At 50.0% G+C, this 20,640-nt stretch carries 20 protein-coding genes; 7 read left to right on the top strand and 13 right to left on the bottom strand.

Annotated elements, in window-relative coordinates:
- Nucleotides 1–16 precede the first annotated feature (16 nt).
- A complete protein-coding gene (locus IQ260_RS10470) occupies nt 17–1,285 on the bottom strand; it encodes a valine--pyruvate transaminase (protein WP_193993049.1) in 1,269 nt (422 codons plus the stop codon).
- Nucleotides 1,286–1,485: 200 nt separating this feature from the next.
- Between IQ260_RS10470 and glgP the strand changes: the two genes are divergently transcribed.
- Both glgP and IQ260_RS10460 read left to right on the top strand, forming a co-directional pair.
- On the top strand, nt 1,486–3,612 hold the full coding sequence (gene glgP, locus IQ260_RS10465) for an alpha-glucan family phosphorylase (protein WP_193993048.1): 2,127 nt from the start codon (nt 1,486–1,488) through the stop codon (nt 3,610–3,612).
- Nucleotides 3,609–4,466 (top strand): Tab2/Atab2 family RNA-binding protein, encoded by an 858-nt coding sequence (locus IQ260_RS10460; protein ID WP_193993047.1) that lies wholly within the window; start codon nt 3,609–3,611, stop codon nt 4,464–4,466. Before glgP ends, IQ260_RS10460 begins: the two co-directional genes overlap by 4 nt.
- On the opposite strand, the gene IQ260_RS10455 is transcribed toward IQ260_RS10460, so the two are convergent.
- The 3 genes from IQ260_RS10455 to IQ260_RS10445 are packed head-to-tail and all read right to left on the bottom strand — an operon-like array spanning nt 4,463 to nt 7,047.
- Nucleotides 4,463–5,356 carry a hypothetical protein gene (locus IQ260_RS10455; protein ID WP_193993046.1) on the bottom strand — a complete coding sequence of 298 codons (894 nt, stop codon included), beginning with the start codon at nt 5,354–5,356 and terminating at the stop codon, nt 4,463–4,465. The genes IQ260_RS10460 and IQ260_RS10455 overlap by 4 nt on opposite strands.
- Complete coding sequence (locus IQ260_RS10450) at nt 5,353–5,820, bottom strand: hypothetical protein (RefSeq protein WP_193993045.1); 468 nt, start codon at nt 5,818–5,820, stop codon at nt 5,353–5,355. Before IQ260_RS10450 ends, IQ260_RS10455 begins: the two co-directional genes overlap by 4 nt.
- Before the next feature lie 9 nt (nt 5,821–5,829).
- Nucleotides 5,830–7,047, bottom strand: coding sequence for an MFS transporter (locus IQ260_RS10445; protein ID WP_193993044.1), 1,218 nt, complete (start codon nt 7,045–7,047; stop codon nt 5,830–5,832).
- A 404-nt stretch (nt 7,048–7,451) separates the two neighbouring features.
- On the opposite strand from IQ260_RS10445, the gene IQ260_RS10440 reads away from it, so the two are divergent.
- From IQ260_RS10440 to IQ260_RS10430, 3 genes are all read left to right on the top strand, one after another.
- Nucleotides 7,452–8,576: an aromatic ring-hydroxylating dioxygenase subunit alpha gene (locus tag IQ260_RS10440; protein ID WP_193993043.1), complete on the top strand. Its 1,125-nt coding sequence runs from the start codon at nt 7,452–7,454 to the stop codon at nt 8,574–8,576.
- Nucleotides 8,577–8,693: 117 nt separating this feature from the next.
- On the top strand, nt 8,694–9,977 hold the full coding sequence (locus tag IQ260_RS10435) for an aminotransferase class I/II-fold pyridoxal phosphate-dependent enzyme (RefSeq protein ID WP_193993042.1): 1,284 nt from the start codon (nt 8,694–8,696) through the stop codon (nt 9,975–9,977).
- A gap of 29 nt (nt 9,978–10,006) precedes the next feature.
- Nucleotides 10,007–11,203, top strand: a complete 1,197-nt coding sequence (locus IQ260_RS10430) for a GNAT family protein (protein WP_228015827.1) — start codon at nt 10,007–10,009, stop codon at nt 11,201–11,203.
- Here the strand turns inward: IQ260_RS10430 and IQ260_RS10425 are convergent.
- The gene (locus tag IQ260_RS10425) at nt 11,182–12,153 is read right to left on the bottom strand and encodes a fatty acid desaturase (RefSeq protein WP_322744934.1); all 972 of its coding nucleotides are present in this window, start codon (nt 12,151–12,153) and stop codon (nt 11,182–11,184) included. The two genes, IQ260_RS10430 and IQ260_RS10425, sit on opposite strands and share 22 nt — an antisense overlap.
- A 268-nt stretch (nt 12,154–12,421) precedes the next feature.
- Between IQ260_RS10425 and IQ260_RS10420 the strand changes: the two genes are divergently transcribed.
- Nucleotides 12,422–13,393 (top strand): NAD-dependent epimerase/dehydratase family protein, encoded by a 972-nt coding sequence (locus IQ260_RS10420; RefSeq protein ID WP_193993040.1) that lies wholly within the window; start codon nt 12,422–12,424, stop codon nt 13,391–13,393.
- A 119-nt stretch (nt 13,394–13,512) separates the two neighbouring features.
- Here IQ260_RS10420 and IQ260_RS10415 read toward each other — a convergent pair whose 3' ends face one another.
- On the bottom strand, nt 13,513–13,749 hold the full coding sequence (locus tag IQ260_RS10415) for a DUF5615 family PIN-like protein (protein ID WP_228015825.1): 237 nt from the start codon (nt 13,747–13,749) through the stop codon (nt 13,513–13,515).
- Complete coding sequence (locus IQ260_RS10410) at nt 13,743–14,081, bottom strand: DUF433 domain-containing protein (RefSeq protein ID WP_193993039.1); 339 nt, start codon at nt 14,079–14,081, stop codon at nt 13,743–13,745. The genes IQ260_RS10415 and IQ260_RS10410 overlap by 7 nt, the downstream gene beginning before the upstream one ends.
- A gap of 121 nt (nt 14,082–14,202) precedes the next feature.
- Between IQ260_RS10410 and IQ260_RS10405 the strand changes: the two genes are divergently transcribed.
- A complete protein-coding gene (locus IQ260_RS10405) occupies nt 14,203–14,541 on the top strand; it encodes a Rossmann-fold NAD(P)-binding domain-containing protein (RefSeq protein WP_193993038.1) in 339 nt (112 codons plus the stop codon).
- Nucleotides 14,542–14,559: 18 nt separating this feature from the next.
- Here the strand turns inward: IQ260_RS10405 and IQ260_RS10400 are convergent, their stop codons facing one another.
- The 6 genes from IQ260_RS10400 to IQ260_RS10375 form a co-directional block, all read right to left on the bottom strand.
- The gene (locus IQ260_RS10400) at nt 14,560–15,009 is read right to left on the bottom strand and encodes a type II toxin-antitoxin system VapC family toxin (protein ID WP_193993037.1); all 450 of its coding nucleotides are present in this window, start codon (nt 15,007–15,009) and stop codon (nt 14,560–14,562) included.
- Nucleotides 14,981–15,214, bottom strand: coding sequence for a FitA-like ribbon-helix-helix domain-containing protein (locus tag IQ260_RS10395; RefSeq protein WP_193993036.1), 234 nt, complete (start codon nt 15,212–15,214; stop codon nt 14,981–14,983). Before IQ260_RS10395 ends, IQ260_RS10400 begins: the two co-directional genes overlap by 29 nt.
- 92 nt (nt 15,215–15,306) lie before the next feature.
- On the bottom strand, nt 15,307–16,017 hold the full coding sequence (locus IQ260_RS10390) for an ABC transporter ATP-binding protein (RefSeq protein WP_322744933.1): 711 nt from the start codon (nt 16,015–16,017) through the stop codon (nt 15,307–15,309).
- Nucleotides 16,018–16,051: 34 nt separating this feature from the next.
- The gene (locus IQ260_RS10385) at nt 16,052–17,290 is read right to left on the bottom strand and encodes an FtsX-like permease family protein (protein ID WP_193993035.1); all 1,239 of its coding nucleotides are present in this window, start codon (nt 17,288–17,290) and stop codon (nt 16,052–16,054) included.
- A 199-nt stretch (nt 17,291–17,489) separates the two neighbouring features.
- The gene (locus IQ260_RS10380; RefSeq protein WP_193993034.1) at nt 17,490–18,797 is read right to left on the bottom strand and encodes a S8 family peptidase; all 1,308 of its coding nucleotides are present in this window, start codon (nt 18,795–18,797) and stop codon (nt 17,490–17,492) included.
- 135 nt (nt 18,798–18,932) lie between these two features.
- A partial coding sequence (locus tag IQ260_RS10375) for a CARDB domain-containing protein (protein ID WP_322744932.1) occupies nt 18,933–20,640 on the bottom strand: 1,708 nt, incomplete at its 5' end.

Here is a 20,640-nt window from a genome sequence, read left to right as displayed (position 1 = left end):
GGTTTGGGTTGGGTCATTATGGTTTGGCCTGAGCGTAAACCTGTTCGGCCAGGGTGGCGAGGCGACGGATTGCGATCGCAAGTCTCTCTGCCGTATCCGTCAAACTAATCCTGAGGCACTGATGTTTATGGGCCCAGTCATCGCGCAGACCCGGAAAAAATGGGTTGCCCGGTACAACAATCACACCATAGCGTTTAAGCGCTTGATAAAAAGATTGATCATCCATGGGTAAGTCTTGGAGCCATAGCCAAGCAAAGATGGACCCCTCTGCCCGATGGAGATACCAAGGAATATCAGGCATGGCTTCATCCAGGGTGGATTCGATGACCGCAAATTTTTGCTGATAGTGGGGCCGAATCACAGTTTTAGCAATCCTTGCTAAAGCCCCTGAGGCGATGGCGCGGGCAGCAATGGCCTGACCATATCGGGAGGAATGAATACATAAATTTGTCTGAAAGGATTCTAGAACGCGAATCGTAGCAGCGTCCCCCAGGGCAATTCCCACCCGCTCACCGGGTAATCCAGCTTTGGACAGACTGATGCCATGGACCACGTTGGGAGCGAGCACGGGCGTCATTTCAGTAAAGTTGAGCGCCGGGAACGGGGGGGCATAGGCCGAATCAATAAAAACAGGAACATCAGCCGCGAGCTGGGCAATGCGTTTCACCTCATCATCGGTTAGGACATTGCCCGTGGGATTACACGGGCGAGAAAACAAGACAAACCCAGTCTGCTCGGTGATCGTTAACTGGCTAAAGTCAGGTCGATATTTAAAGCGATGGTTAGCGGCGTCCACCTCTAGGGTCGGTCGGTAAGCTCGCACAGCTTCTGGATAGAGGGAAACACCTCCGTAGCCCGTATAGTCAGGACTCAAGGGGAGAACAATTTCCTTTAGCTGGTTGTCGGAGGTATACCCACCAAAGGCATTGGCTGCCAGGAAATAAAGAGCCTGACTACCAGGCGTGATCAGAATATTCTCAGTTGTGAGGTTTAGACTATAGCGTTGATTAAAATCATTTTTAATCGCATCGATCAACGGCTCATAGCCCCGGCTAGAGCCATAGCGACAGACCACCTCACCATAGTCTGTACTGGCCAGCAGCTCGGCGGTGCAGTCGCGCCACAGCTGTTCCACCGCAGGCAAAATCACCGGGTTACCTGCGCTTAAGTTAATAAAGTCTGTTGACTGGCCCGACTGTAGGGTTTCAATGATATCTTTCATGATCGCCCGCACCCCCGTAAGGTGGGACATCTGTTGACCAAATTGGGTAAGGGATGGGGCCATGAAGTACTGCCGTGTGAGGCTAAATTAATCGCTACAACCACCGCCCGCTCAGGGCTGCAAAATCTAGATTTAGGACTGGTCTAATATACCGCAGCACGTCTGCGCTAACTTGAACCATATCTGAACTATTGGGCAAATATTGGGCCGATGGCCCACGCTCTTGTTATCTATCCCTTTTGAAAGAAAATCTTGGAAGGCCCATGACTCTTCGTCGCTCCCTCAGTGCCAAGCTCCCCCCTCCCCTTAAGCCACTGAACCAGTTTATTTACAACTATTGGTGGAGTTGGACATCGGAGCGGGGGTCTCTATTTCGGGCGCTGGCTCCCGATCTCTGGCAGGACTGTCAGCACAACCCGGTGGCACTGATGCAGGCGATTACGCCAGAGCAGCTATGGCAGCTAGCGGAAGACCCTCACTATCTCAAACGGCTCCAAACCCTAGCGGCTGAATTTCAAGCCTACCTCCATCGAGACCAGACCTGGGCCCAGGATGCCGCTCCCAGCATCACGAGCGATCACCCAGTGGCCTATTTTTGTATCGAGTACGGCATTCATGAGTCACTGCCGCTCTACTGCGGTGGTCTCGGTGTGCTGGCGGGCGATCATCTTAAGTCCGCCTCGGATTTGGGGCTGCCGCTGGTGGGGGTGGGGCTGCTCTATCACCAGGGCTATTTTTCGCAGCGTCTCAACCGCAGCGGCTGGCAGGAAGCTCACTACAGGGACAATGATTTTAAGAATTTACCACTGATGCCGGTTTGTAATGAACATGGTCAGCGGCTGAAAATTCGGGTGACGATTCGTCAGCGCATGGTCAAAGCTCAGGTGTGGCAAGTACAAGTAGGGCGTAGCCTGCTGTACTTGCTAGATACGGCCATCATTGAAAATCATGCCGATGATCAACGGATCACAGGGCAGCTCTATGGTGGTGATCCAGATCAGCAGTTGGCCCAGGAGATTCTCTTGGGGATTGGCGGGGTGCGCATGCTGCAGGCTCTGGGTATTGAACCGTCTATTTATCACCTCAATGATGTGCATGCGGCCTTTGCGCTGTTGGAACTAGCGCGGTTTGAGATGGAACAAATGGGGGGCACCCTAGCCGACATCAAGCCCTATGTGTGCGATCGCACCCTGTTTACCACCCATACCCCAGTGCCCACAGGTCAAACCTTTTCCCTAGATAGGATAGAAAGCTACTTTGCTGACTATTGGCCTAAGTTAGGCTTAGATCGTACTGAATTTTTAGCCTTGGGAGCTCAAACGTCTAATCCGGATGTGTTTAGCATGACGGCCCTGGCCCTACAGCTAACCCGAGCTACCAATGCAGTGAGCAAACGCCATGGGGAAGTCTCGCGTCAGCTTTGGCAGCATCAATATGCTAAGCGTTCAGACAGCCAGTCAGCCATTGGTCATGTCACTAACGGTATTCACTCCCGTAGCTGGATTGCCCCGCTGCTAGAGGACCTCTACCAAGACTATCTGGGGCGGCACTGGGCTGAGCGCATTAGCGATCCAGAAACCTGGAGCAAAATCGAGCAGATTCCTGACGATCGTTTGTGGCATCGGCACCAGATTCTAAAGGCGCGGCTGATTGCCTACACCCGCGACCGGGTGCTCAAAGCGCGACAGGCTCGTAAGGAATGCTCTGATGACATTAAGGCGGTGGAGCGTTTGCTAGATCCCCAGGTTCTGACCCTAGGCTTTGCCCGACGTTTTAGCGACTACAAACGCAGCCACCTGATTTTTCGCGATCTCAGTCGGCTCACCCGAATTTTTTCCAATCAGAAACGGCCAGTGCAGCTGATTATTGCTGGCAAAGCCCGCCCCAACGATACTGCTGGGAAGCGGATTATCCAGCGGATTATGGAATGGAGCCGTCATCCAGATCTGCGGGACCGGATTGCCTTTATCGAAGACTACGATATGTACACCGCGAAGCTGATGGTTCAGGGCATTGATCTATGGCTCAATACGCCCCGTCGTCCTCTAGAAGCATCGGGGACCAGCGGTCAAAAAGTGGCTCTCAACGGCGGCATCAACTTTAGCGTTCTAGATGGCTGGTGGTGCGAAGGCTATAAACCCAATCTCAACGGCTGGACCATTGGTGAAGATGCTGAAACCAGAGATCAGGATGTTCAAGATACGATAGATGCAGAATCGTTTTACGCTCAGCTAGAACGGGACATTGTCCGGTTGTATTACGATTGCGATCGCAACCACGTCCCCCGAGGCTGGGTTAAACGCATGAAAGCGTCTATCCGTACCATTGCTCCTATTTTTAATAGCGATCGCATGGTGTCTGACTATGTCAATCAGCTCTATATTTCATGAGTTCTCCCTGGCAGCTCGACTTTTACCGCCGTCCCTTAAAAGATCCTGACAGCCATGCTTTATGGGAGCTGTTGCTGTGTACGTCTGACATGGACTTTAGCTACGCAGAAACCTGCCCACAGCCTGCTGCCGATGCCATGTGGCTACGGCAGCAGCTGAAGCGTGCCATCCATCGAGCAGGCTATCGTCCCAAAGCACTGTATGTGTTCCGTCCCCAGACCCAAACCCTGGCGGAGGTGGCCTGCCGAGAATTGGACATTCCTGTGGTGGCTAAACGCGGTTTGCCCACTCTAAAACAGTGGCTGCGTCAGCGCACAGCCTGGTATTCCAATCTCAAAACCTACACGGGGGAACCTTACTCGCCCTTTGCCATTGAGCGCGCGGCACCAGTGCCGTTGCCCGACAATCTCTGGGGTGAAACCTGGCGGTTTGCAGGGCTCTCTAATGCCGACCTGTTGCGGTTTCAATATGAGGCGATTCCAGTACGCTCAGTGCCCAAAGATCTGCTGCCGTTGGAAATTGGTTTGTCTAGTACGGTGCTGATTCCTGGGGTAGTGATTGATGCCGGTCGCCGGTCGATGGGGCTGGCCCAATGGATGGAGTCAACACGGCCTGCTTTTTTGAAATATATGGCCGGACAGCCGGATGGACTGATATTGGAAGCGGGGCTGTGCGATCGCTTTGTCTTCACTACCTTTGACGACAATGATGTCCGGGGTGCTGCCAATACCTTTGAGCAGCGTAAAGCCACAGCTAAGGGATTACATTTTCTACTCATCCGTCCCGATGATTCGGGCATGACCTATAGCGGTCTGTGGCTATTGCAAGAATCACCGGATATGTCGGTCGGTTAATGGAGCAAAAAATTTTGAATGACCCAAAAAATGCCTTGGGGTAGCGGCATCCAAATAGGCATTGAGATCAGCAAACCCAAATAGATACGCGCAATAAAATTATTCTTGGTCTGAATCAGCCCCATCACCATCAGCAAGGCCCCAAAACCTAAGACCGGAATCACGGTGTAGGTGGTCAGCACAAAAACCAGCAGCAACCAATCCCGCTTTTGATGTAGGCCTCGGGGCACCGTCAGCAAAAAACTAGCCGCCACCAACCCTTCGATCAGAATCGTCCAATAGGACAGCACTAAACTAGCTACCGCCATGCGGGGTGTGGTGATTAACTGGTGAGAATCTAGTACAGCAGCTGAGGCTTGCATGGTTTCAAATATTTGACGATTCTCAGCCAGGGTGGTTAGGTCTAGACCCCCAAACAGCACAGCTCCCATGGCTAATCGACTGTCTAGTAAAAACGTCAGATGCAAAAACGAGCCGTCTAGATACTCCCCCCCTAGAAATTTCCAAAGCGTGGCGAAGAAAAAACATAGGCCAATTAGCCAGCGGGCATTCCAGCGCAAAACCTGCTTAGGTGTGCGACTCCAAATCGCGATCACACACACCAATACCCAATAGGTGTAAAGGTACTCATGATTGACCAGGCGTGACCAGTGCCACAGGTTATTAACCACCAGACACAGACTCATTCCTAACCAAGCCCATCGATTGCGTACCAGGCCCGGATACACCATCATCGCCAACGCCAGCAGCTTTTCTGGCAGCATGGTCCAGACCCAGTGGTCCAGCCCGTGGAGCAAGAGCAAGATCGCCGTCAGACGCAGTACCAATAAATAGATTGGCGGCTGCATTAGACTGCTTAGCCAGGCGTTCCATCGCTTGATTAAAGTCACGGCTGAACCTCAACGGGGTCAGTCAGCGACTCATAGACTATATAACGACCGTCATACACCAGTCGCCACGGCTGCAGCTGCAGTTTACAGCCCTGTTCACGATTTGTTCTGCGGCGGATGGCCTGACTATCGCTAGCTAGCAAACGCCTGCCCATACGACGCAGCTGGGCCTCAGTGGGAAACGTACTGACATGGGTATAGGTGTCGCGGCTGAGCACCCCTGGAGTGTCAGCCACAATTTTTTGTAAGTTAATTTCCTCGGTTTGCTCACAGCCAATGAGCTGAGTCGTGATCACCCGGCGCTCATCACGATCAATCGAGGCAAACATGCCATATCCACCTCCATGCCAGGGACTGAGTCCAGCGATATGGACTAGAGCAATTTGCCTCAGGGCAATTGTGGTCAATAGTAGGGGAATTCCCCCTGTCTTAATAAATTTGAGTAGGGACCGCTTGAGAATCATTGATCGACATTAACGACGTATCCAGTTGAGGGCACCCACTGTAGCTGCAATGGCCGCCGCTACATAGAATACGTGGGTTCCCGCCGTCGCCCAAATAGGGCCAAACATCAGCGGTGATACAAACTGCCCAAGGGAGGCGCAGCCTGTGCCAATGGCCAACACTCCAGAGCGTTGAGAATCAGACGAAAAATCGGCCAGGGCACTGTAAAAGTTAGGCATGACTAGGCCAAACCCTAGACCAAAAATTAACCCCGCTAGCAGCATCAGCGGTGGTGATAGCACATTGGGAATGGTGGCGAGGGAAATGGCCATGAGCAGGAAACCGGTTGCGATCGCACCACCAGCCCCCAGCCGTTTAGACACCTTAGCCGCTCCCACCGCCGCAATCACCGCTGCGCCCACCGAACGTGCGGCCAAAACATAGCCATTTAATAAAGAGGATGCATTAATCGCATCTTTTAAGTACATCGGCGCATATACCACCACCACATAAAAGATGGCCGATGCTGTTGCCAACGCTAGCAAAATCAGCAAGACCCGACCCCGTTTGAGGATGTTGCCAATGCCGTCAGTTTGAGGAATGCCATTTTTCCTATGCTGTCGTTGTCCCTTAGGCAAAATCAACAGACCAGCTACTGCCGCTGGCAAACCTAAACCATAAAGCACAAACGCCCAGCGCCAGTTATACAACCCCAGCCAACCACCCAAAATCGGAAAAATTACCGTCGCCGTTGCCAAGGCGCTGGTGGCATAGCCCATCATCCGCGTGCGAGCTTCACCGTTGTAGAGGTTGCTAAGAATACCAATACTGCCTGCACCAATCCCACCGCTGGCAGCTCCCACCAGTGCCCGCGATAGCAAAATTCCCCAAAAGCCATGGGCAATGGCTCCTAAACTGCCAAAAATGGCATAACCCACCAGGCACGATAGCAAAATTCGCACACTGCCCAATCGACTGACAAGCAGACCAAAGATCAGACTGGCTAAGGCTGTGGTCAACGTATGGGTGCTTACCAGCACCCCAGCCCAACGGCTGCTTAGCTCAAATTGTTCCACAATCTCTGGAAACACAGGCGCAACCACAGCTCCAGCTGCGCTCGACAAACATCCCGCCATCATCAAAACAGCTAAGACCTGCCGAGGATGACGTATGGGGGGTGGCGATGGCGGAAATTGCGGTAGCTGATCTAGCTCGGGGGCAGTAGGTTTCTGATAAACAGTGGTCATAGGGGGGAACACAGCAACACTTGTAGCAAAAACACCTCCAGGGGCCAATCGTTCGTGACAAGTTAATAGATGTTAACATTAGCCATAACTAGGCATAAGCAAAAACTTATACCCAACCGGTTGGCGTTGTTACGTGCATATGTCTACTGGCGTTTGAGGTGGCCATTAATGTTGTAGCCAATTACTCATTTACTTTGAATGTATTCAATTGCCAGTTCGCGAAGCGTCACTAAATCTTGTCAGCAGCGCGTTTACTACCGTCATACTGCAACCACGATGACATCTGATTTAAGGCAAAAATCTGAGCTGATTGCGGCTTTACTCAGTAAAAATCAAGCTACGTCTCGTACAGTAAAAAAACTTTGTTGCTGATTGTTTTCAACCCCTAATTCTAGCTGTATAAGATGGAAGCGTCTGCTGTTCTTAAAGGTCAACCCATATACCGGCGTGCACGAGCTGTTGGTATCAACCCCAACTATTGGTATCCAGTTTTTTGGGCCGATCAGCTCCAGCCAGGGGACGTGGTTTCTGTGCAAATCTGGGAATCTTCCTTAGCGGTTTATCGCAATGCCGATGGCTCTGTCAATTCCCTAGAAAATGCCTGTCCACACAAAGGTGTAGAGCTGCATCGAGGGGAAGTGCATGGCAACAATTTGGTCTGCCCATACCACGGCTGGGAATTCAATGGTGATGGCCAGTGCGTGGGAATTCCCTATTTTCCTCAAGAGCAAAAACTGCCATGTGCCCAGGCCCGTAGCTATCCCACGCGGGAGGCTTACGGGATTATATGGGTCTTTCCAGGGGCGGCAGAGTTAGCTGAGCAACAACCTTTACCCGAAGTTCCTCAATATGATCAACCGGGATGGTTTATGGTGCGCATTCCAGGACATTTTCAGGCCCATTTCTCCATCTGTAATGAGAACACAATGGATGTGTTCCATGGCTTTTTACACAAGGATCTCCAGGGCTGGTACGATCCTAAGCTAATTAACCTAAAGCAGGACGACAATGGTGTCTCGGCTGACTATCAGGTGTCCTATGAGGGCTTTTTGAGTAAGTTATTGGGGCTAGGAGCTAAAGGCAGTGGCAGCACTACGCGCACAGTTTCAATCAACTATCGCTATCCCCACTACGCCACTGCATTAGAGTCCGTGTCTTCACTCTATCTCATGCGTTTGCCAGTAGGCCCCACAGAAACAAAATCTTTTTCGCTATTGTTTCTTAAGCTGCCCCTCCCGCAATGGTTGCTGAATGGTCCCCTAACTAGGGGGGTAGAAAAGGTGATTTTGAACAGTATTTTTCTCAAGTTTTTACATCAAGACGTAGAAATGATGGAAAGTGAGCAGCGTAACTACTCCATCGATCCGCAGCGTAACTACGTTGAAGTCAACCCGGCTATTATCGCTCTACAGCGGGTTATTGTTGGGCAATATGAACGTTTAGAAACTCTTGAGTCGTCACCTTTTGAGACGTCAAAAGAGTCTTCTATCCCACCATCTCAGGAGGTTAGTAACGGTATGCTTGTGTGAATCGCCCGCTTGGGATACCCAAGCCTCCGTTGCCAAGACCTGTTGCCAGGGGTTATCGGCTTTTAGCTCAGAGCTTGGTTGATTGATATGCTCAATGTAGGTGATGAGGAGTAAATTGTGGAAGTCGTTAATAACTACGTGCAACGTTTGCATGCAAGCGGGTTATATCCTGACAAGTTTATTTGCCATCAGAAAAATGGCAATCAAATAGAGGTGGAAGAGCAAGGCACTGGTAAGCGGCATCAGGTGCTAACGTTCTGTACTAACGATGTTCTGGGCATGGCCCAGGATGCTGAAGTTACTCAAGCTGCGATTGACTCTATCCGTCGCTATGGTACGTCCAATAGCTCCTGTTCTGTTTTAAGCGGTCGTATTGACCTGCACCGTCAGCTAGAAGACGAAATTTCTGCCTTTAAACATTTGCCCCATACGCAGCTGTTTCTCAATGCTTGGATGGCGTTACAGGCTTTAATGGATGGGTTTTGCCATCTAGCCGTTCCTGTACAGGGATTTCAGCATACCCGTGAGACCATTATTTTTAGCGATGTGCTGAACCATGGCTGCATCATTGCAGCTGTGGTCAATGCCGATAACCGCTCGGGTAAGATGTTTGGCCACAGTCCTAAGGTACGTGTGAAAGCCTATCGCCACTGCGATATGGACGATCTAGAGCGCAAAATGCGTCGCTATGTGCGTCCTGACGATCGGGTGATTGTTATTTCTGATGCGGTCTTTTCAATGGACGGCGATGTGGTACCTCTACCCCGCATGCTAGACATCATGGAAGACTATCCTGGCAGTGTGGTCGTGATGGACGAAGCCCATGCCAGTGGAGCCATTGGTGGTAAAGGCGAGGGTATTTATGACCACTTTGGCATTACGCCTCAGTCGGTGATTGATCGCGGCATTGTTCCCATTATCATGACGACGTTTTCTAAGTTTGCGGGTTCAGCAGGGGCCGCCATCAGCTCCCCTAACCGCGAGCTGATAGACCTATTAGACGTGTCGCCTACCTCTATCGGTACTATTTCTCTACCGCCACCGGTCACAGCGGCTGCCTTAGAAAGCATTCGACTAGTCCGTCGTGAGCCAGAACGGGTGGCTAAGCTCCAGGCTAATACCCGATACCTGCGCTCTAAGCTAGTTGCCGAAGGATTTGACGCGATTGGTGAAACTAATGTCATCCCTGTACTGCTACCGCCTGATCTAGATCCTAAGTCCTTTGCCCGAGGGCTGATGGAGGAGCACGGCATTTGGGTCTCAGCTATTTGGTTTATTGCTAAGCCGCGTCTACGGATTACAGCCAATGCCCTACATACCCAGGCTGAGATGGATCGGTTGGTGGAAGCGATGACGGCTGTTCGCCAAAAGCTAGGCGGTGCTGTTGCCCAGTATGCTTAGGGATCAGGATTTTATAAGATCCAAAAAGTATGTCTGCAGAGGCGTTCCATGGAACGCCTGTACGCCCACTACTCACATTTCCCATGGGTAACTTTGCCATTAAAGCAATCACGACACCCAAGGAGCAGCATGACTTTATTGCTGTTCCAGCCTACGTCTATCGTGACGATCCTTACTGGGTTGCCCCCATCGAATCCAGTACGGCTAAACAGTTCTCCGAGGAAAATTCATTTTTTCAATATGGCAAACTGCAGCAGTTTCTGGCCTATGAGGGTGAGCAACCGGTAGGCCGAGTCGTTGCAGCGGTCAATAGCCGACTGGTGGAGCGGGAAGGGCGCTCGATTGGGTTAATCGGCTTTTTTGAATGCATTAATAATATTGAGATTGGTCAGGCTTTATTGGATGCCGCGACTGACTGGCTCCAGCAGCAGGGGATGACCAAGGCTCGAGGACCGATTGATTTATCTACCCACAATAACTGCTGTTTTTTGGTAGATGGGTTTGATTCGGATCCGATGCTAATGATGCCCTACAACCCTCGATATTATCTAGACATCATGGAGGCTAACGGCTGGCAAAAGGCGAAAGATGCCTATGCCTATAATTTGCCGTTAGATAATCCTTTACCCGATAGCTTTGAGCGGGGCTACAAAATTGCTCAAAAAGCAGGTATCACCTTTCGGGCTATTCACACCAAGGGTGAAGCGTTTGAACAGGACTGTCGCCAGATCTACGAACTTTTTACAACGGCGTTTGCCCACAACTGGAGTTCTAGTGCCCGTACGGAAGAGGAATTTATGGTTGAAGCACGGGAGCTGCAAACTTTAGTGGATACGGACATCTTCGTGATTGCAGAAGATCCTAAAAAAGACTCAAACAACAAAATGGTAGGCTTTTTTATGGCGCTGCCGGACTACAATATTGCCCTCAAGCATGTAAAGGGTAAGCTTGATATCTTTGGAATGCTCAAATTTCTTTGGTATCGACGCAAGATAGACCAGGCCAGGGTGTTAGCTATCTGTACGCTACCGGAGTATAGCCGCAAAATGGTGGCCTTGGCGGTAGTGTATTTAGGCATGAAAGGCGGCACTGATAAAAAGCCTTCCTATAGGCGGGCGGAACTGTCTTGGGTGTATGAGGACAATGTGCGATCGCGAAACATCATCGAAAGCACCGGAGCTACTATCTACAAAACCTACCGAATTTACGAAAAGGCATTAGCCTGACGTTGATAAAATTCCTGGATAGATATCAGCTTATCCGCGTCAGAATCCCACAAAATAAATTTTGAACAGCTCAGTACATCACCTATCCGAATTTTCTTGACCTGGGAAAGAAGGTGGCTATTTTTCTGATGGCAGGTCTCGAGGTTGTAGTTAGGAATTTTTTCGGAAAGATGGTGGATATTATGATAACTAATATCGGCAGTAAACCACTTAAAAACAGCGGGTATATCTAAATAACTACTGCCTTCAACAGCCCCAGTTAGATAGTCCCAGCCCTCTGTTTTGTGGGCGTAGGCTCCCTCAAAAATATGTTGTACAAAAAAGATATTGATAAAGATAGCTGCAGACAGGGTTAAAACAATTGAATACACACTGAGAAAGAAAACGGGACCCAGCAAGAAAGATAGAAAAATCCAGCCTCCCACAACAACAATACTGTTTAAGAGAATGTCCCAAAATTCTGCTGCCGTAGACCAATGCTGAGGTTTATGGGATGAAATAATGGCTGCAAGTCCCATGCTGGTATCGGAACTCAAACAAGAAAACGCATGACGGATAAAGTCGTAGCTGCCCAAGAGTAGAATGATTCTAGGCTTAAAGGCTAGATAGAAGAAACCACCTGGAAATGCCATCAAGGGATGTCTAAGCAACCCATACATTTTTTGGTCAGATGGAGTCAGTTGAGCGTACTCTTTAGTCGATAAAAAATCTCCAATGCTGCGATAGCGTTCCCAATCACCGTTTGTTTTGTGATGATAGGCATGGTCTCTCGACCACCAGTACTGAGGCATCGCGTTAACTAGACCAAAAACAAATCCAGCTACTCGGTTAACTTTTTTAGAACTGAATAGCGAGTAATGGCCACAGTCGTGCATTAAAGAAAAACAGCGTAGTGAAAAGAGCACTAGTAAAACAATAATCGGCGGCAACAACCAAACAGAAACTGCCACTGCTTTTGCTGCTAAAAACCATAGAAAAATGTAGGGAATGAGTGTATTTAGAACTTGATAAGCTGCTCGTAAGTCATTGCTCTTCATATATGGTGTGAGCACAAAATCAGCCTTGGCAATTATTTTTGTCATTCAGAGGAGCAGTTTTTAAAGTATCTACATCTTAAGTGGCTTTTTCTTGAAAAACGATCTGTGGTTACAAAATCAGTGTTGCTGATTCTCGGATCGATTTCAGCTACCATACAGCCTGGGACTCTGGGAGAAACGGATGAAAGCACTGGTTACGGGGGCAAATGGGTTTACCGGTTCTCACTTGGTCAAACTACTGGTGTCTGAAGGTCACAGCGTAGTTGGGTTAGTGCGCCGTACCAGTGACCTGTCACGCTTAGATGGGTTGGATGTGCAGCTGATCAATGGCGACATTACCGATGCGGATGCGCTGAAAGATGCCATGGCAGATGTTGATGTGGTGTTTCACATTGCGGCCTGTGTGGACTTGGGCATTGTGGATGCGGCTCGTATGGAACGGGTCAATGTAGAGGGGACACGCACGGTATTGGCAGCGATCAGGGCCCAGGCTCAACCGCCTAAGTTAGTCTATTGCAGTACTATCGGCATCTATGGCGATACGGCAGGTAAGGTGATCGATGAAACTTACCAACGCACTCAGGAAGGATTTTCCTCAGCCTATGATGAGACTAAGTACAAGGCTCAGCAATTAGTCAATCAGTATGTGGCTGATGGTTACTCTGCAGTTAGTGTGATGCCGGGGGGGATTTTTGGGGCGGATGACCCCCACTTTGGGCCAGTAATTAAGCTGTTTTTGAAGGGACGGTTACCGATTTGGCCGGGGTGCGATCGCATCACCGGCATTGTCCATGTAGACGACCTGGTTCAGGCCATGGTGCTGGCCGCTGAAAAAGCTCCCTCCGGCGAACATTTCATCATCTCTGCAGGCGAGCTATCCATCGGCGAAATGTTTCAGATTTTGGGTCAGGCGGCCAGTGTGAAAGCTCCGGCCGATGCCCCAAAGCCGCTTGTTCGAACCATTGGTGGCATCCTGGATCCCATCGGCAAAGCCTTTTCCTGGAATACGCCTCTGAATAATGAACTGGTTCACTATATCTATGATCGCTGTGTTCGCATCAGTGGCGAAAAAGCAATGCAAGAGCTAGGCTGGCAGCCGCGTTCAGTGCCTGAAATCCTGACCGGTATTGCACAAGAACTAACAGCTACTTAAAGCGCTCACAGAGGCAAATACAAAATTTGACCTTCTAACTCGCCAGTCGCAATACATTCTAGGATTGTCAAAATATCCTCAATGACCTGGCCAATGGGGGCATTGGGTTGGCACTTCGATTACTCCTGGCATTGGATAGCCTTGAGCGACTCTTTCATAAGCATATTTGGAATCGTAGCCACATCATGAGTGAGCAATACACGCTGCTCTTGAGCTGCCCATGCTAATACCGTCGGATCATCTTTACCGGATAAGGCAACGTCTTGAACTCTGGCGATATCAATACTTGGATTACGTCTGAGCAGACCTCTAATGATGGTGTTGTCTAGGTTTTCGTCTGCTAACAGCTTCAACATGCTTCTTGTGCATGCTTACGATTCAGCAATCTATCGCGAATACCATTCGGGTCTAAGCGTGCCTCATTTAACTGTTGAATAGTCCCTGATTGAGACTGGCGCTCTGCTAAATAAGTTTCCACCATCTGCTGATGATTTAGATAGAACGCAATGGTGCTGTACACATCTGCAAGTTTCAACGTGGGATAGCGATGGACGATTTCTTCCGCCGTTGCACCTTGTTTGAAAATAGCGACTACGGTGTCCAATGTGACCCGAGTTTTGCCCACCAGCACGACATTATCAGGATTGACTTCTAATGGTGGCGGGTCCGCAATGATCTCAAATGTCATGGGGGCGAATAGGAAAGTTGCTAGTGATCGTAGCAAATGTCAGCCAGGCCATTACTAATAGGACTGGGACGAGGGCGATCGCATCACCGGCATCGTCCACGTAGACGAGCTCGTCCAGGCTATGGTGCTGGCCGCCGAAAAAGCTCCCTCCGGCGAACATTTCATCATCTCTGCAGGCGAGCTATCCATCGGCGAAATGTTTCAGATTTTAGGTCAGTCGGCTGGTGTTAAAGCTCCGACCGATGCCCCTAAGCCGCTTGTTCGGGCCATTGGCGGACTACTGGACCCTATTGGCAAAGCCTTTTCCTGGAATACGCCTCTGAATAATGAGCTGGTTCACTACATATATGACCGCTGTGTGGGCATCAGTGGCGACAAAGCAATGCGAGAGCTAGGCTGGCAGCCGCGTTCAGTGCCTGAAATCTTGATTGATATTGCACAAGAACTAACAGCTACTTAAAGTGCTCACAACTACTTGCTAGTTTCCCTTACTAAACTTCTCAAATGGATTAAGTAAAGGAACTCCAGTCCCAGCAAAATCCTTAATGTTACGGGTGACTAGGGTTAACCCATAGGTCAATGCCGTCGCAGCAATTTGTTTATCAATAGCGTTATTTGCTACGGGTACACGCAGCCGTCCCCATACTTGAGCCTCAGTAGCAGTGAAATCAAGAATTTGGTCAGCATAATGATTCAAAATAGTTTGCAACCAGGTTTCTAGCAATTCTGCTTGAGGCTGATCGCCGCGATAACGAATGAGGTCCACACCTCGACGCAGTTCACCGATAGTTACAGCACTGATATAAATACGACTATTTTGCTCGATAACATTCTGAAAAAATTGTTGAACCCCAAGATTAGCCTTCTCTTGCTTGCGCAGCTCACTGATGACGTTGGTATCAAGCAAATACATCGGACACTCTGTCATCTTGAACTCGCTCAAAGTCTGAATCTCGGCCAACGTTAGGTATCAAGCAAAGCACTTCGGCAAAAGATTTTTTAGGCGGCTGCAATAGAACTTGTTCTAAAATCTTACGATGTTCAGCCTCTGCACTGATACCGTTACGGCTAGCGCGTTGTTTGAGCGCTTTGACAATAGTTTCGTCAATATTACGGACAATTAAATTAGCCATGGATTGTCTTCAAAATCGTGGTTGGTGAACCCATCAAAATGATAGCAACGATATCACTTGAATATATTGCTGCGACAGCACCTTTGATAAGTTCAGTGCAGTCCACTAACCAAGCTTGATTGCTTGGCTAAAACGCCGTCTTCTAGGTAGGTAATTTCATCTGCCGCATCGGTAATGCGTGGATCGTGGGTAATGATCAATACCGTGCAGCCTTTGTTTTTGGCTAAATACTGCATCAGCTCGATCACATCGCGACCTGTGGCAGAATCTAGCGCAGCTGTGGGTTCATCGGCCATGATCAGTTCTGGTTCACCGGCTAAAGCGCGAGCGATCGCAACTCTCTGCTTCTGGCCCCCCGACAGATCCGATGGCAGATTATTCGCCCGATCGCCCAGTCCCACCTGCTTTAGCAAATCAAATGCCTGTTCTTTAATACCCGGCCCTTTATACCCTTTGAGCTGGAGCGCTAGCTCAATATTTTCCAGCGCAGTCAGGGCTGGAAACAGGTTAAAGCTTTGAAAAATAAAGCCGATATGGTCGCGACGAAAGACGGTCAGCTTTTTCCGGGATAGTGTGGTGATTTCTTGCCCCAGCAGCTGTACCGTACCTGCCGTTGGGGTCAAAATTCCCGCCAAAATCGATAGCAGCGTCGTTTTACCCGAGCCTGATGGCCCCATCATCAACCGGATTTGCCCGGAGGGGATAGCCAGATCAATGCCCTTGAGCACCTTAGTTTCAGTGGTGCCTGACATAAAGGACATTTGGATGTTTTGTGCTGCGATCGCAACCATTAATAAACCCACACCTCACCGATAAGCTCCCGCATTCTCTGGAATACTAAGCCTTAAACACGATACCCGGATCCACACGGGTCACTTTTTGAATTGCAAAAACAGCTGAACCGACACACATCACCACCGTAATGCCAAACACGCCGATGGCACTAATGGGGGTGATTAGCACCACAATGCCCTGGGTGGCGGCGGTCCAAGTGCCCATGCCCCAGCACAGCAGCAGCCCCGGCACGTAGCCCAACACCGCCATCCACAGCGACTGCTCCAAAATCACACTGTAGATATCCCAGTCTGATGCCCCCATCGCCTTGAGGGTGCCAAATTCGCGCAGATTTTCAGAAACTGACGTGTACAGAATCTGAGCCACTACCACCATGCCCACAATCACACCAACGATGGCTCCTAACCCCAGAATAAAACCAATACCGGTGCGATTTTGCCAATAGGCTTGGGTGGTATCGATCAGCTCATCTTTAGTAAATGCTTTTGTACCCGGCAGTGTGTCCTCTAAGCGCTGCTTCAGCTGCTGTAAATTTTCTCCCGGTGCAGCCCTGACTAAAACATAGGTCACCGGTGCATCCGCGTTAAGGGGGGCTGGAGCCGCAACCTCACCAGCTGTATTGGCATCACGCTCAAACGCATTAACGCAGGTAATGTCTCCTTCGCCTAGCTGACAGGTGAGTTCCGATGAAAAGCCAGAATTAATGTAGGCTCCTGCGTTGATCAAGGACGTAAAGACAAATTTGCTAGAAACCAGGGACTGAGTATCGCTAGTTACCCCTACAACCGTTACCGGCAGCTGACGAATGCGGGCGGTATCCCCGACGTCATCAATGCGAAAAGAACGCATGTTGGTGCGGTCAATCAGGGCCGAATAGGGGGCATTGAGAGCTGCGATCGCAGTGTCAGACACCTGACCAGGACGAAATAGTCGACCATTAGGGTCAAAGCCAAATACCCGCAGCGTGGTGAGTTTGCCGTCGGAATACCACCGCCCAGACCCGATGGTGAGCGCTTCGGCTAGGGCGACGCCCTCAATGTCTTGAGCCTGACGCACCTGTGCGTAGGGAAATGGTTCGGTCAGCTCAAAGTTGACGATATTTTCTGAGGCGACCCAAATATCCGCAGCAGAACTGTCGATCAGTAGCGTGGTGGAGCGGGTAAAGCCTTTCAGAATACCGGTTTGGATGGTGACCAGACTGACCGCAAACATAATACCCGCCTGGGCCACTAAAAACCGAGGCAGGTCTTTGAGTAAATTTTTACGGGCCAACGAAACCATGGTCTACGCTGCTGCTAGTTGATCAACGAATCAGCAACGCCCACACGAACGGCTGCCCGCAGTGCAATCATTCTATCGGGAAACATTACCTCCCAAGTAAGAGAGCAGGATAGAACCTAAATTGGCCCATGCTTCCATTTGTATGCATCAGGGACCTCAAAGCATGCTCTCAAGTCCCTGACAGGGTAGAGGCTCGTAACTAGCCGAAGCGATTTGAGCGATTAGACTGGGAGATCAGTAGGTTAGTGGCTTGGGCATGGTTGAGATTAGGATTGGCCTGGAGCATTAATGCGATCGCACCCGCCACATGAGGAGCTGCCATAGATGTGCCACTCTGTCTACCATAGAAACCACCTGACAGCGTGGAAAGAATGCCTACTCCAGGTGCCGTAATATGGCGGATATTAAAATCCTCCCCAGCACCATTGGAGAAACTTGCCAGTACATTGTTCGGATTAACTGCCCCTACCGATAGGCCGACTTCTTGCGCGTAAAGGGCCAGTGCACCGGGGCTAGCATTCCTACTATTACCAGCCGATGACACCACAATTACGTTCTGGCTAGCCGCGTAGAGTAAGGCGGCATCCAGTTCCGGAGAAGCAGGCCATCCCAGACTCATGTTAATGACATTAGCCCCATTATCAACGGCATAGTAAATTGCCGCCGACAGATCGCCTGGATTCACAAAGAAGTTATTGGGAGCATCGCCAATTTTAATAGGCATAATTTTGGCATCGGGAGCTACCCCCGTGATGCCTTGACCATCTGCCGTCGCTGCAATAATGCCCGCCACATGGGTGCCATGGGTGCCGCCCAGCAGCGGTAAAACATTATTGTTGTTTTGCCCCTGGGCAAAGTTCCAGCCATGGAGATCATCGATAAAGCCATTACCATCGTTGTCAATGCCATCATCAGCAATTTCGCCGGGATTGAGCCAAATGTTGGGGGCTAGATCGGGGTGATTAATATCAACGCCATCGTCAATTACGGCAACAATCACATCTTGTCCTGTGATGCCCTGGTCCCAGACCTCCGGTGCATTAATGGCATCTAGCCCCCAATTGTCATCAGTCAGGTCGGGCACATCGGGCAGAGCTTGTCCCAACAAGAAACCAACTGCGGCAGCGGCATCGATTAGACCGTACCCCAACAGCGGGTCAAAACGTTGACTAAGGCTGGTACCTTCTGAAGAAATCGGTTCCGATGATGCAGTGTCATCATCAGGCTGGCCAAGGGATATATCCAAAGCCAGTGCTTCCTGCTGTCTGTAAAACTCTGTGACTAAGTCAGCCCTCTCTGAGGGCTGACTGTAGCTATTTGAGAGATGCGTAGCTTGTGCCCAGTTAGCTTCTAGGGTTTGCAGGAACTCATCGGTTGAGCTATGGTTACCCACCCCTGCTTGATGGGCATTATCACTAGGGAACGGCAGCGATAAGGGGGCAAATGACTCCTCGACAGAGAATGCTGAGGCATCAGGCTGGAATAAAAGATCCGTACTATCTGGCATGGGGCAATGATTCTGCAGGACTCATTTACAGATGATGGGTTGGTGTCTGTTTGGTTAGTATCTGTGCGTTGGGTAGGACGGACCTACCCAACGCGCTTAGGGCGGTTTTAGTCCAACGAGGCGACTCTTTAGATTTTAGAGGTATCCAAACGCTCCGCTGGTCAAACTCAAAGCTGCTGTATCGCCTTGGACGATAGCCACCAGTTCATTGCCTTGAAAAATGCCAGTACCTGAGGGCAGTCCTGCTGCTGGTGTGCCCAAGCTATAGCTGTTGGCATTTCCGTGGAGAACGATAAGATCCTCCCCAGCAGTATAGTCAGCGATAATGGCGTAGTCAGTAGAGGTGGTGTCGGTGTAATAACTTTGATTAGAGTTACCTAAGAAAAAGGTATCATCACCCAAACCGCCGATGAGCCGATCAATCTGATTACTACCTGGATTGATGGTGGTGGCAGTATCAACACCAACGAGAAAATCATCACCCCGCTCACCGTTAACGATATCGCTGCCACGACCGCCAACGATGTCGTCGTCGCCACGTCCGCCACGTAGGATATCATTGCCACCGTTACCAAAAATGTCGTCGTCGCCGCGCAATCCTTGGAAGAAGTCAGCCGCATCAGTACCGATGAAATCATCGTTTTCCCGTCGACCAATCTGCGCTGTCTTGTTGACAACTAAATCGTCATAGTCGAGGAGTAGGCCTCGGTTACGATTATTGGTCTCATTAGACTCATCTACCGCATTGCCAGAATCGATCAATGTGCCCACATAGTAGGTGCCGTCACCTTGCCAGAATGAGTCATTAATTCCCGGCAGGGTAAGGTCAACAGTGAGGGTTCCTGTTGAACTATTAGCGGACAGACTTGATAGGGTTGTCGTGCCCAATAGCTGGTCGGAGGTGCTAATGGTGCTATTGCTAGATAGATAAAACTGGACATCAAATGCCCCTGTTGCCAAACCCCCTTGGTTACTAATATCAAATTCAAATGTGAACGTGCTACCGGCGTTTTGAGGTTCGAGAATTACGTTACCGAGTGTGGCCAGCAAGTCTGCTTTTTGGGTTCCTGTAATCAGTACGGCGTCTCTGTCAATCAGATCGCCTCGGTTACGGTTATTGGTTTCATTGGCCTCCGCTACCACATTGCCAGAATCGACAATCATACCTATGTGGTAAGTCCCATTACCTGTCCAGAAAGGATCGCCAGGCTGAGGTAAGGTCAGTTGCTTAGAAAGGGCGGCGGTTGAAGCACCTGCTGCAAGATTTCCAACTGTTGCCTCTCCGAGGAAATAGTCGGCGCTACTGATAGTGGCATTACTGGATAGGTAAAATGACACTTTGATGGGCTGACCTGTGGAAATTCCACCCAGATTTTGGACGACATAATCAAAGTCGAACGTTGCCCCTGCTGTCAGTGGTTCTTGAACCACATTCGATGATGACCCAACAAGGTCAGCAGCGGTGGTGCCATTGACGACAAGGGTATCAAAGTCAATGAGCTGTCCTTGATTGCGGTTATTGCCTTCGTTAGATTCGGTGACGGTGTTGGCAGAGTCGATAATCATGCCGACGGTGTAGTCACCATTGCCACCGTTAGCTAACCAGAAGGCATCATTGACGCCCGGCATTGTGAGCCGAGTGGTTAAGTTTCCAGTGGTAGCGCCAGCCGCGAGGCTTCTGAGGGAGACGCTACCCAGCGACTTATCGGCCCCGCTAATGAAGTCGTTGCCAGACAGGTAAAAAGAAACGGTGTAGTTTCCAGTGGCGGCGCCGCCGATATTACTGATGTTGTAGTCAAAGTCGAAGGAGTTGCCAGCGGTTTGGGGTTCGAGGACAACATTG

Source organism: Leptolyngbya cf. ectocarpi LEGE 11479, assembly GCF_015207065.1.
Lineage (GTDB): Bacteria > Cyanobacteriota > Cyanobacteriia > Phormidesmidales > Phormidesmidaceae > Leptothoe > Leptothoe ectocarpi.
This window is presented reverse-complemented; position numbering and strand designations above follow the sequence as displayed.